The following is a 12,996-nucleotide window of genomic DNA, read 5'->3' as shown; positions in this document are numbered from 1 at the left end:
TCAGGAGAGTATAATGCTTACAAATGATCAACTCAGCCAATGGGACCGCGAAAACTTCTTTCATCCCTCAACGCATCTTGCGCAATTCGCCCGTGGCGAAATGTCCAACCGTATCATAACAGGTGGATCTGGCGTTCATATTGAAGATCGGGATGGCACCCGCCTCCTTGATGCTTTTGCTGGCCTCTATTGCGTCAATGTCGGCTATGGCCGCACCGAAATTGCCGATGCCATCGCGGCACAGGCGAAAGAACTTGCCTATTACCACTCCTATGTCGGGCATGGCACGGAAGCCTCGATCACTCTGTCAAAAATGATCATTGACCGGGCACCGGACAATATGAGCAAGGTCTATTACGGCCTTTCCGGCTCTGATGCCAATGAGACGAACATCAAGCTGGTCTGGTATTACAACAATGTCCTTGGCCGTCCTGAAAAGAAAAAAATAATTTCCCGCTGGCGCGGTTATCATGGCTCAGGTCTAATGACCGGTTCCCTGACTGGGCTGGAGCTATTCCACAAGAAATTCGATTTACCGCTGACGCAGGTTATCCACACGGATGCGCCCTATTACTATCGCCGCGAAGATGTGAGTCTCAGCGAAGAAGAATTTTCCCGCCAATGCGCGGATAATCTGGATGCTCTTATCCAGAAAGAAGGCCCCGACACCGTCGCCGCCTTTATCGGAGAACCTGTGCTTGGAACGGGTGGACTTGTTCCTCCTCCGGCCGGGTACTGGGAGGCCATTCAGGCGGTTCTCAAAAAATACGACATTTTGCTCATCGCAGATGAAGTTGTCACCGGGTTTGGACGCCTTGGCTCCATGTTCGGTTCTGACCATTACGGCATTGAAGCGGATATCATCACGTCAGCCAAAGGCCTCACGTCCGCCTATGCACCGCTGTCGGCTTCCATTGTTTCGAAGAAGGTCTGGAAGGTGCTTGAGCAGGGAACGGATGAATTCGGCGCGATCGGCCATGGCTGGACCTATTCGGCTCATCCCGTTTGCGCGGCCGCAGGCGTTGCCAATCTGAAACTTATCGACAGCATGGGGCTTGTTGCCAACGCGGGTGACGTTGGCCCTTACTTCAAGAAAGCCATGTCCGATGCCCTCGGCGATCATCCAAATGTAGGAGACGTGCGCGGAGAGGGCCTGATGCTGGCGGTTGAACTTATCCAGGACAAAGAAACACGAACATTCCTTGATCCATCCCAGCTGACAGGCGCAAAGGTGGCTGCGGCTCTTCTGAAACGAGGCGTTATCGCGCGCGCAATGCCTCAAGGGGATATCCTCGGTTTCGCGCCGCCACTTTGCTTGACTAAAACGGAAGCAGACACCATCGTCGGCGCCATGTCAGAGGGGGTTGGCGAAGTTTTCGACAATGCCTAGCTAAAACAACGTGCAGGGCCTCGCGATCACCCTCAAATGCCGGCGCCCTGCACACATCAAAAGTCACGTTGTCATCAGACCTATCAAAAAAATATATGCGTCATTAGCTTGTATCAATATAAATGGAAGAAATTCAAAAAATGCATTTAATTAGAGAAATATTTATTTGTATTTAAACTTTAGGTTACTTTTTGAGTGTTTTTTGTTTTATTATATTAAGAAATTTGTAATATTGACCGTTCTATTATTACCGAACTATTTATAATTTGATCGTACACTCCCCTCATAATTAACTAGTATACACAAATCGGCTAATTGCTAAATGATGATGGTTGACGAGAAAAAGATTGAGGACGTTAAGTCCGAAATGCTTCAGAAAGCATATCAGCTTTGGGAATCCAAAAGAGAGGGAAGAAGTATCCCGTCCCGGTCAAATTTCGACCCCTTGGAGATGCCTAAAATATTACCGCATATAATCCTCATAGATGTTGAGGAACCGACGTCACGGTTAAAGGTACGCCTTGTTGGAACAAGAGTAGTCGAAATGTTTGGCGGGGACTACACAGGTATGTATCTGGATGAGGTTGATTTCGGCGAGGCAAGAAATAAAATTTTAGAGGACTATCAAACCGCAGCTTCTATGAAAAGGCCGCTTTTTTCGGATCATATGTTCCGAAAATTAAACAAGTATACTCAGAATATTGAACGAGTTATCCTACCTCTATCCGATGATGATAAGCGGATCAACATACTTTTTGCAGTACTAGATTTCGAAGAAGTTTCAATATAGAGGCCGCTTTCTCTCGTCGTAATCGCGGGACAACCCAACTCAATGTAACCCGGATTTAATCAGCCGTCCCACGTAACGCCGCGATTTCAGCCTCCAGCTTGGCGATGTGACTGTCTCGTTCGCCCAGCGCCCGTTCAACATCTTCCGCTTCAAACCGTTGCGGAATATGCTGTGGACAATTAAGGTCCCATGCGGAAATCTCGAACTGTATGACTTGCTCAGGGTGGCCGTTATAGTTAGTCGGCATTAGTTTTCTCTGCAGTTCCAGGTCGCCTTCAATAACCGTGACTTCACCCCAGAACTTGGCCCGCCGCCGATACATATAATCAATCAGAAACAGGTGAGCTTTCGGATTTTCACTGTAGTTACCCTGCGAAATATACTGCCTGTTTCCCTTGAAATCCACAAAACCAAGTGTCGTTGGGCCAAGTATCTTTATAAAGCCAGGAGGTCCTCCCCGATGCTGAATATAGGGCGCGCCCTCGCTTGAAACACTGGCCAGAAATCCACTTCTCTGACGGGCGATGAAATCAGCCAGATCATCGGTGATTTCGCGCTTCATCATTCCCTTCATTTCTGCGCGCGCATAGGTGTCCCGGGATCCCTTGCGAGCCTGAACCATCTTAACCGCTGGCGTGAAGGCAATATCAGAAACAAAGTTGGACATCGGACATCTCCCTTATAAATTCAAATCGCCAAGCGCCGGATGGTCAGCAAGGCGCGTGCCTTGCGGCCAATGAAACAATCGATCCTTTTCCGAAATTTTCAAATCATTGATGCTCGCGTAACGGCGGGACATTAACCCGTTATCATCAAACTCCCAATTCTCGTTGCCATAGGCCCGAAACCACTGACCTGTTTCATTACAAAACTCATAGGCATATCGAACGGCAATCCTGTTTTCGTGAAAAGCAAATAGTTGCTTGATAAGGCGGTACTCTTTTTCCATCCTCCATTTCTGCGTAAGAAATTCAACGATTTCCGCACGACCGGTAACAAACATATCACGATTGCGCCATTCACTGTCTTCTGTATAGGCTAAAGACACTTTCTCAGGGTTACGGCTGTTCCAGCTATTTTCTGCCATCCGGACTTTTTCCAAAGCAGTTTCACGGTTAAAAGGGGGAACCGGGGGGCGCATGTCAATTCTCCTTAGGGGATGAAAAGAGGCCCAAGCTTATATCCTGAGCCTCTTGGTTCGATTGTCAGGCTGCGAGACTTTCCGCTACTGGGAAATCAACCTCTGTCCCAAGAACGGAATTCATATAATTAGTCAGGGTGTTAAGGGCAACATGCGCGATAATTTCCACGATTTCCGCATCACTGTAGCCGGCGGCCTTAACCTTGGCGATTGCCGCTGCATTCACCTGACCGCGTGTACGGACAGTCTCTAACGCAAAACGGACTGCCGCGTCTGCTTTGGCATCTGTTGAACTTCCCTTTCGGTTCGCAAGAATTTCAGCAGCACTGAGTTTTGCAACTTTTTCACCAAGATAACTATGAGCGGCAAGGCAATAGTCACACCCATTGAATTCAGCTACCGCAAGAGCAATCCGCTCGCGTGTTGCGGGGTTGAGCTTACCTTGCGCAAGGGCACCATTGAGACCAAGATACCCACCGAGCGCTGCCGGACTGTTTGAAACAATACGGAACAGGTTCGGAACACTTCCCAGCTGCTTTTTGACTGCTTTCAGCAGTTCTTGTGAACCCTGCGGTGCATCTTCGATCGTTGCGGGAGTTGGTATATTAGACATTTTACTTTCCTTTCCTTAAGCATTTTGTGAATAACGGTCCTTGTGTGTTCTGGAATATGGTTGACTGATATTTCCAAAACAATTATGCAAAAATAAAAATATTTATTTCGTAAAATGAAATAATTGGAGGACCCTGTTGGACCAAGTACGCGCCATGGAAATCTTCATCGCAATCGCGGAGGCCGGGGGCTTTTCCAGCGCCGCCCGCAATCTGGGTATTAGCGCCCCTTCAGTCACGCGCATACTCGGAGAGCTTGAAGATGAACTCGGCGTCCTTTTGTTTCATCGCACAACGCGGGCTGTATCACTGACCGATCCAGGCCGTTCCTTTCTTGAAGACGCTCAGCGCATTCTCCACGACTTTCAGGATGCGAAGGATTCCGTCCGAGGCACGCATCGCGAACCGAAAGGACGCTTACGCATTACCGCACCAATCCTGTTCGGGCAGCACTATATTTTACCCTTGCTGACGGAATTTCTAGATCAGTATCCCAAAGCAAGCATAGAGGCCACGTTCCTTGATCGGGTTGCAAATATTGTCGAAGAAGGGTTCGATATTGCGATACGCATAGGCCACCTCTCTGACTCAAGTCAGATTGCAGTTCGTGTCGGATCAGTACGCCGCGTAATCTGTGCCTGTCCATCCTACTTCGAAAAACATGGGCTACCGCAAAGTCCCTCTGATCTTTCCCGTCATCAGATTGTTTCGGCTCATGCCGTCTCTCCTTTGAACGATTGGCGCTTTAAAAATAACATTACGGTAAAGGTCCAGCCGAGATTTCAGGTAAATTCTGTGCCGGCGGCGATTGCCGCTGCCAAGTCCGGATGGGGCCTCACCCGAGTACTCTCATATCAAATCGGACCGGAATTGGGATCGGGAGGATTACAGACGGTTTTGAGTGAGTATGAGCCAGACCCCCTGCCCATTCACATTGTCCATCCCGAAGGCCGCTCTGTTTCAGCTAAAGTCCGGGCCTTTGTCAACCTCGCCCGTGAACGGATTCGTGCCAATCCATATCTGAACTCGTAAGCTCAAACGTCCCTTCTCAAATCACTGCAATATCATGAATTTGTCGCTTTTCATTTCGCGGTGGTTTGGACAGCGGCAATGCTGGGCCTACGGACGGCAATTGGCCCGTTCACCGTCAATATATACCGCCCACCGCCGCGCATTAACATCTACGCCTTTAAACGGCCAGAATGTATAGGTATAGGGTTCCCTGTGATTGCTACCATAGAAAGTAGTTGGCGGTTCTAATCGGGAATAGATACACTATATCCAGTTCAGTTGCGTTCATATCGGGAATTTTGTATGCGTTTGTTGATCATTATATTCGGTCTCTTTCTTTTGACACCGACGCAGCTCGTCTTTGCGCACCCTCATGTTTGGACCGACATGACGATCAAAATCCTGTTTGATGACACCGGACGAGCCTATGGCCTGCATCAGACATGGCTATTCGACGACTATTACACGGCCTACGCTGTGGAAGGAACGGACCGTAACGGCGATGGCACGCCAAACCAGGAAGAGCTCGATGAAATCCTGAAGGTGAATATGGAGCATCTGAAAGAGTATGGATATTTCACCGAAGCAATGATCAAGGAGAAACCCCTCAAACTTAAGCCCGTAACCGATATGTCGACAAGAATGGTCGATAAGCGTCTGGAAATGTCTTTTGTTACCCCCTTTGAAGAGCCTGTTTCCGTCGCCGGGAAAAACTTCTCCTATGCCATTTTTGATCCCACTTACTATGTGGATATGCTGCATGCGGAAATCGACATGCCGGTCATCATCTCTGGTGCACCTGACGGATGTGAGTATAAATTGACACCGCCCAACCCGAACCCAAGTGCGGTAGCGCAAGCTGCGATGCTTGATTCATCGCAACGCGGGGAGACAGGCTTGGGATCCTTTTTTGCAGAACGCGTCAGTCTCACATGTCCCGAGGAATAGTTGCTAGCATCTGTCTCTTCCTTTGCGTAGCGACCTTATCCCATTTGATCGTTCCTTCAGCACTTGCAGCAGCTGGCACGCTTGAACCATCAGCATGGTCACGTCTGGTAAGCTGGATCATGATACAGCAACGCGCCTTTCATGAAGAATTGCTAATCGCCTTGAAAGCGCTGTCTGCCTCTGGCGGAATGAACGCTGCCTGGAGTCTGGTATTGGGAAGTTTTCTCTACGGAATATTTCATGCGGCTGGACCCGGACATGGCAAAATTGTCCTGACAACCTATCTGCTCACACACCCACATAGGGTAGGGCGCGGTGTAGGTATTGCTGCTGCGGCTGCCCTATGTCAGGGAATAGTTGCAATACTTCTTGTCTACGGACTGATTTACATCGCCGGATGGATCCCCAGAGAGACCAGTTCTGCTGTAGCATGGAGTGAGCGGCTTAGTTATCTGCTGGTTGCGGGCATAGGTGCGCTGCTGATATTGCGGACGGCCCGCCAACTTTTTAGCCGATACATGACGCAAAAACATACTGGCGATCACTCTGCCCATGATCATCTTCATGATGACTGCTGTGGCCATGCCCACATGCCAAGCGGAGAGCAGATAGAGCAAATCAACAGTGTTCGATCTGCAATCGGCGTTATTCTGGCCATCGGGCTTCGCCCCTGTACTGGCGCCGTCCTTGTTTTAGTATTGGCAAAGGCTATGGGTTTACCGCTTGCGGGTATCGGTGCGGTAATCGCAATGTCTTTCGGAACCGGGATGGCTGTTGCCCTGCTCGCTTTTCTAGCGATTGCCGCCCGGCAAAAAGCGGCAAAAGCGACAAACGCTAATAATCCTCTTTGGCAGATCCTTACAAATAGCGCGGCACTGGCCGGAGGTGGCCTTCTGCTCGCCGTCGGAATATCTCTCCTCAGCGCCTCATTTTATAGCCGCCACCCACTTGGGCTTTAAAAAAGGCCGCGCAATATAAATAGCGCGGCCTTGATAGTGATAGACTTTTTACGGCTCTTTCTATTCGGCTTTCACTGACTGTTGGCGGCGGCGCAAGTCACTAAGCCAACGGACGCCAACATAGAAGACCGGCGTAAAGATAAGACCGAACAGTGTCACGCCCAGCATCCCAAAGAACACGGATGTTCCAAGGGCCTGTCTCATCTCGGCACCGGCACCTGTTGCGATTACTAACGGAACCATACCAAAGATAAAGGCAAAAGAAGTCATCAAGATCGGCCGCAACCGCGTTCTGGCCGCTTCCGCAGCCGCCTCTACACGACTCTTGCCTTGCGCTTCTGCCTGCCGGGCAAATTCAACAATAAGAATTGCATTTTTCGACGCAAGACCGACAAGCACAACAAATCCCACCTGGGCCAAGATATTTACATCTATCCCCCTAAATTGAAGCCCGCTGACCGCCGCGAGCAAACACATTGGGACAATCAATATGACAGCAAGCGGCAGGGTCCAGCTTTCATATTGAGCGGCAAGCAACAGGAAAACGAACACCGCAGCCGCAACGAATGCAAGAAGGCCGTTGTTTCCGGCAAGCTTCTCCTGCAATGCCAGTTCCGTCCATTCGAAGCCAAAGCCATCGGGCAGAATGTCCTGCGCCAATGTTTCCATAGCCGCCAGCCCCTCCCCGGTCGAAAATCCGGGAGCAACATTTCCCTGCACCTCAGCAGAGCGATAAAGGTTATAACGCGGCACCCGGTAAGCGCCGGTACGATCCTCAAAAGTCGCAACAGAGCCGATTGGGACCATCTCGCCTTGTGCATTTCGGGTCTTCATATTGGCAATAGTCTCAATATCCTGACGGAAATTACCGTCTGCCTGTGCCGTAACGCGGTAGGTTCGACCAAGATAATTGAATTCATTGACGAAGGAAGACCCAAGATATACTTCTAGCGTCTCGAAAATATCACCTGTCGATACACTCAGCATTTCCGCTTTTACCCGGTCAATATCGGCATAAAGCTTGGGAGTTTTCGTATTGTAAAGTGTAAACACATTCCGCACTTCAGGCGATTGGTTCGCCGCCACGAGAAGCTCCTGTACCGCAGTTTCAAGCGCTTGGGGACCACGACCGCGCTGATCCTGCACAATCATCTTGAAGCCGCCTGCATTACCGATTCCACGCACTGGTGGCGGCGCAATCGTAATGAAGAACGCTTCCTGAATTCCGCCAAGCCGCTTGAAATGTTCACCAATTATTTGCTGAAGCGTAATCCCGTCTCGCTCTCTTACGCCGAAGGCGTCAAGCGAAGAAAAGATCGCGCCCGCATTCGATGCATTTGTGAATGTCGCCGCATCGAGTCCCGCGAACGGGATCACATGAGCCACACCCGGGATATCGAGAAGAGTTGTCGCCGCTTTACGCATTACAGCGTCTGTCCGCTCCAGTGATGCGCCCGGAGGGAGCTGCACAACTGTAATGAGATAGCCCTGATCCTGCTGTGGGATAAACCCGGTAGGCGCGCGGTCAAACTGCCAGACTGTAAGGGCAATAAGTCCGCCGTAAACTATAAACACAACAACAACCATTCGGGCAAGCCGGCGGGTCAATCCACCATAACCGTTCGATAACTTGTCAAATCCAGAATTGAAGGCATTAAAGAACGCGAAAAAAGGCCGTGCAAGCTGGCCAGCCGGTTTCTCATCGCGTTGCGCTTTGAATAGGATTGCACAAAGTGCCGGGCTGAGAGTGAGTGAGACAAATCCGGAAATGAGGGTCGCCGCTGCAATAGTAATTGCGAACTGGCGAAAAAACTGGCCGGATATGCCTGGAATCAATGCCGCCGGCACAAAAACTGCCGACAAGACCAGAGCAATGGCAATCAGCGCCGGTCCAACTTCGTCCATTGTCTCATGCGCTGCATCTCGCGGCGACATGCCAAGACGTAAATTTCGTTCAACATTTTCCACAACGACGATTGCATCATCAACAACAATACCAATCGCAAGGACAAGCCCAAACAATGACAGATTATTCAGCGAATATCCAAATGCGGCCAAAACACTGAAAGTCCCAATCAGTGATATCGGAATGGCAATAATCGGGATAACCGATGCACGCCAGGACTGCAAAAAGAGGAGGATGACCAGAACAACCAGAACCGCGGCTTCAAATATTGTATCGACCACCGCGTCCACGGACTGCTGAATAAATTCAGTCGGATTGTAGATGATGTCATATTGCAATCCTTCCGGAAAAGATTTCGAAAGTTCTTCCATGGTCGCGATCAAACGATCTGAAGTCTCCAAGGCATTGGAACCCGGCCGCTGAAAAATCAGAAGCGGCAAGGCCTCCCGCGTATCAAGATAGCCGTTCGTTGTATAATCCTGAGCGCCGAGTTCCACTCGCCCGACATCTTCAAGCCGGGTAACGCGTCCGTCGGCATCGGCACGAACGACAATATTGCGAAATTGCCGAACAGTCTCCAACCGGCCTAACGTTTCCACATTAATCTGGAAGGCTGCCGAGGTTGGAACAGGGGGCTGGTTAAGAACACCCGATGCAACCTGCACATTTTGCGCCCGAAGAGCCGCCACGACATCACCTGCAGTCAGGCCTCGTGCCGCGATGCGATCGGGGTCCAGCCAGATGCGCATGGCGTAATCCCGTGCGCTGAAGACGCGTACATCGCCAACGCCGTCAAGACGCGCAAGCACATCTTTGATCTGCAATGTCGCATAATTCGAAATATAGAGGAGATCACGGCTGGCGTCGGGAGAGCTGAGATGGATAACCATCATTAAATCGGGAGAGTTTTTACGCACCGTCACGCCGGTTCTCTGTACTTCCTCCGGCAATCTTGACTCAGCAATCGCCACCCGGTTCTGGACAAGGACTTGCGCCGTATCCAGGTCTGTTCCCAGTTCAAAGGTTATCTGCAACGAGAGTTGGCCATCGCCGGTGGCCTGGCTCGACATGTAGAGCATGTTTTCAACGCCATTAATTTCCTGCTCAAGCAAAGTGGCAACTGTATCACTGACGACATCCGCAGACGCGCCGGGATAAGTTGCGCGAACTTCGATAGTTGGCGGCGCGATCTCCGGATATTGCGCCACAGGCAACGTCACATATGCAACGAGCCCGATGATTGTGACAAGGATAGAAAGAACAGCGGCAAAAATCGGGCGGTCTATGCAAAAATGGGAAAATTTCATAATTGTTACCCTGGACGCCGTTCGCCGGCACCTTTGATTTCACCATCCTGCGGAGTGACTTTGGCTCCAGGACGAGCGCGCATTAGGCCATCAATAATAATCCGATCGCCTGGCTCAAGCCCGGTTCGAATGATCCGCAAACCGTCATATGTCGGTCCCGGACGAATAACTTTAGGAACAACAGTTCCATCTTCGGTGACAGTCATAACTATCTTGTTAGACTGATCAGATACGATAGCTTCCTTTGGTATCAACAAGGCAGTGTACTTGTCTGAACCCGGAACCCGGATTCGACCAAACTGCCCCGGCGTCAAGAATCCGTCCTTATTGGGAAAAACGGCACGCATGCGGATCGTTCCGGATGTTCTGTCAACTTGGTTATCTACAAAATCAAGCGTCCCTTCCCGTGGCCAATCTGGCTCATCTGTCAGCCGCGCAAAAACCGGAATAGCTTCTCGCGTGGACTGAAGCGTCCCTGACTGAACAGCGCGCTGATACCCTAGAAAAGCAGATTCACTCATATCAAAGTCAAAATATATTGGATCGATCGACACAATCGTGGTGAGGAGTGTATTTCCACTGCCATCGCCACCACTTACAAGATTGCCGACACTGACTTCATGCCGACTGATCCGACCGGTTATCGGCGCGAGTATCTTAGTAAATTCTAGATCCAGTTCAGCTGTTGCGATATCTGCGCGTGCAATCTCGGCGGCGGCTGCGGCTACCCGCTTTTCCTGCACTCTTTCGTCATAGGTGCTGGATGCGACAAAGTCTTTTTCCCGCAATTTGGACGCACGTTCAAGCTGCTTGTCTGCCAAATCGACACGCGCAAGCGACTGTGCCAGTTGCGCCCGCATAGAGGTAAGAGAAGCTTCAAACGAACGTGGATCAATCAAGAACAGCAGGTCGCCCTTATTGACGATCTGGCCATCTGTAAATTTAATCTCCTGCAAATATCCGCTAACACGCGATCTGAGTTCGACATATTCGACCGGCGCAAATTGTCCCGTGAATTCCGTATACTCGACGATTTCACGTTGCAAAGGATTGGCAACGGTAACCGCTGGAGGTCCAGACTGAGCGATTGCAACGTTTGAGAAGACCGACAGAATCAGCATAGCTATTCCGATGATAAAAAAGCTCGCCGCCTTACGGCCGGCAAATTGCCCAGATTTGCTCGCTATATTTAACATTTTCAATTTACCGATCCTTTTGTCAGTACCGCTTGATGCGTTGGGTAGGTGACCATTTGAAGCGTAGTGAGGAAGTCTTTGGTTATCGGGAGTACAGTTTCTTCAACATGCCTGGAAATTCTAGTCATCCATAAATCCTGATAAAAATTGAAAGCTTCCGATGAATGAATGCGTCCGAAATATTTATTATTGAACGTTCATTCAACTATAATTTTCAGTTATTGCATATATGTGATGCAGGTCACGAGGATTTGGAGAGATAATACCAGATAAATAATTAGGTGAGAACGAAGAAAGGCGCAGCCATGGGCTGCGCCTTCCGAAAATGTAATATGGTTGATTTTACGCGCGTTCGAAAATCGCCGCCAATCCCTGACCGCCACCAATGCACATGGTCTCAAGGCCATAGCGAGCATCCCGTCGCTCCATCTCCCGAAGTAATGTCGCTAAAATACGACCGCCTGTTGCGCCAACCGGATGCCCTAGAGAGATACCGGAGCCGTTTACATTCATCCGCTCAAAGTCGGATTTTTCAAACTTCCAGTCGCGAGTGCAAGCAAGAACCTGTGCGGCAAATGCCTCATTCAACTCGATCAGGTCCAGATCTTTCAGGCCAAGTTCCGCACGATCCAGTGCTTTCGCTGTTGCCGGAACAGGCCCGATACCCATGATTTCCGGTCCTACGCCTGCAACCGCCCAGCTTACCAAACTACCGTAGGGTTTGAGGCCAAGCTCTTCTGATATCGCTCGCGTCGTGACGACACAGGCCGAAGCGCCATCATTCTGTCCACTCGCATTACCGGCGGTGACGGTCGAATCCGGGTCCTGTTTGAGACGAATGGGGCGCAGTTTGCCAAGACTTTCCTCTGTCGCTTCCGGTCGCGGATGCTCATCTTTGTCATAGACCGTATCCCCTTTCCGGCCCTTTACGGTCACCGGAATGATTTCCTCATCGAAGCGTCCCGCTTCTTGCGCAGCCACCGCTCGACGATGGGATTCCACCGAGAAGCTATCCTGCTCATCACGCGGAACGGAATGGCTCTTGCGGAGGTTTTCAGCCGTTTCCAGCATACCGCCGGGAACAGGGAAATTAATGCCACCGGCGGTCACGCGGCCGCGGGCAAGTGCATCGTGGAATTCAAGAGATGTTCCCTTAATTCCCCAGCGACCCGCTGTGGAGTAAAAAGGCGCATTTGACATGGATTCCGCCCCGCCCGCGATCACGACGGATGAACCACCTGTCGCCACCTGCATAACCGCATTAACGATCGCCTGAAGACCGGATCCGCATCGGCGGTCTAGCTGATAACCGCCTATGGTTATCGGAAGGCCGGCATCCAGCCCAACAACACGGCCAAGCGCCGGAGCATCCATCGAAGGATAACATTGAGCGAAGATTACGTCTTCGACGCGATCCTTAAGACCATCGCAGCGGGCTAATAATCCCTCGATTACAGTCCGACCCAATTCATGAGCATGGAGGTCCTTGAACTGGCCACCAAAGCGGCCCACAGGTGTCCTTACTGGTTCACAAATTACAACGTCTTTCAGCATTATTCTTGTCCTTTTCACTGAGGGGGCGATTTTATGCGGAGGCAGGAATTAAGCATCCAAGCCTACTCGCATATCCAAATATTTAACCCGATTAAAAAACTTGTGCGTAGTCAATACCCATATCTGACACTATCGGCAAGTGCCGAGGCGTGAACATTTCAAACTGCATCAATCCAATGTGCA

The 12,996-nt window shown here is 50.4% G+C and carries 11 protein-coding genes; 5 read left to right on the top strand and 6 right to left on the bottom strand.

Features of this window, described 5'->3' with window-relative positions; translation table 11 throughout:
* The first annotated feature begins 13 nt into the window (after positions 1–13).
* Both LKE13_RS05635 and LKE13_RS05630 read left to right on the top strand, forming a co-directional pair.
* Complete coding sequence (locus LKE13_RS05635) at positions 14–1,390, top strand: aspartate aminotransferase family protein (protein WP_227949046.1); 1,377 nt, start codon at positions 14–16, stop codon at positions 1,388–1,390.
* Between the two features lie 322 nt (positions 1,391–1,712).
* Positions 1,713–2,180: a PAS domain-containing protein gene (locus LKE13_RS05630; RefSeq protein WP_227949044.1), complete on the top strand. Its 468-nt coding sequence runs from the start codon at positions 1,713–1,715 to the stop codon at positions 2,178–2,180.
* Positions 2,181–2,235: 55 nt separating this feature from the next.
* Here LKE13_RS05630 and LKE13_RS05625 read toward each other — a convergent pair whose 3' ends face one another.
* The 3 genes from LKE13_RS05625 to LKE13_RS05615 form a co-directional block, all read right to left on the bottom strand.
* Entirely contained in the window at positions 2,236–2,847 is a 612-nt protein-coding gene (locus tag LKE13_RS05625) for a pyridoxamine 5'-phosphate oxidase family protein (RefSeq protein WP_227949042.1), read from the bottom strand.
* Positions 2,848–2,859: 12 nt separating this feature from the next.
* Positions 2,860–3,321, bottom strand: a complete 462-nt coding sequence (locus tag LKE13_RS05620; protein ID WP_227949039.1) for a DUF1348 family protein — start codon at positions 3,319–3,321, stop codon at positions 2,860–2,862.
* A gap of 64 nt (positions 3,322–3,385) precedes the next feature.
* Positions 3,386–3,934, bottom strand: coding sequence for a carboxymuconolactone decarboxylase family protein (locus LKE13_RS05615; protein WP_227949037.1), 549 nt, complete (start codon positions 3,932–3,934; stop codon positions 3,386–3,388).
* A 136-nt stretch (positions 3,935–4,070) separates the two neighbouring features.
* Between LKE13_RS05615 and LKE13_RS05610 the strand changes: the two genes are divergently transcribed.
* The 3 genes from LKE13_RS05610 (at position 4,071) to LKE13_RS05600 (ending at position 6,850) form a co-directional block, all read left to right on the top strand.
* Positions 4,071–4,964 (top strand): LysR family transcriptional regulator, encoded by an 894-nt coding sequence (locus tag LKE13_RS05610; protein ID WP_227949035.1) that lies wholly within the window; start codon positions 4,071–4,073, stop codon positions 4,962–4,964.
* 282 nt (positions 4,965–5,246) lie between these two features.
* Positions 5,247–5,891: a DUF1007 family protein gene (locus LKE13_RS05605; RefSeq protein WP_227949033.1), complete on the top strand. Its 645-nt coding sequence runs from the start codon at positions 5,247–5,249 to the stop codon at positions 5,889–5,891.
* A gap of 44 nt (positions 5,892–5,935) precedes the next feature.
* Complete coding sequence (locus tag LKE13_RS05600) at positions 5,936–6,850, top strand: nickel/cobalt transporter (protein ID WP_227949031.1); 915 nt, start codon at positions 5,936–5,938, stop codon at positions 6,848–6,850.
* Between the two features lie 60 nt (positions 6,851–6,910).
* Here the strand turns inward: LKE13_RS05600 and LKE13_RS05595 are convergent, their stop codons facing one another.
* The 3 genes from LKE13_RS05595 to LKE13_RS05585 all read right to left on the bottom strand — a co-directional run bounded on the left by LKE13_RS05595 (position 6,911) and on the right by LKE13_RS05585 (position 12,813).
* Positions 6,911–10,063, bottom strand: a complete 3,153-nt coding sequence (locus LKE13_RS05595) for an efflux RND transporter permease subunit (protein WP_227949028.1) — start codon at positions 10,061–10,063, stop codon at positions 6,911–6,913.
* A gap of 5 nt (positions 10,064–10,068) precedes the next feature.
* A complete protein-coding gene (locus tag LKE13_RS05590) occupies positions 10,069–11,184 on the bottom strand; it encodes an efflux RND transporter periplasmic adaptor subunit (RefSeq protein ID WP_227949026.1) in 1,116 nt (371 codons plus the stop codon).
* A 417-nt stretch (positions 11,185–11,601) separates the two neighbouring features.
* Complete coding sequence (locus tag LKE13_RS05585; protein WP_227949024.1) at positions 11,602–12,813, bottom strand: acetyl-CoA C-acetyltransferase; 1,212 nt, start codon at positions 12,811–12,813, stop codon at positions 11,602–11,604.
* Between the last annotated feature and the right edge of the window lie 183 nt (positions 12,814–12,996).

Origin of the sequence: Sneathiella sp. HT1-7, assembly GCF_020731145.1 — a bacterium.
Taxonomy (GTDB): domain Bacteria; phylum Pseudomonadota; class Alphaproteobacteria; order Sneathiellales; family Sneathiellaceae; genus Sneathiella.
This window is presented reverse-complemented; position numbering and strand designations above follow the sequence as displayed.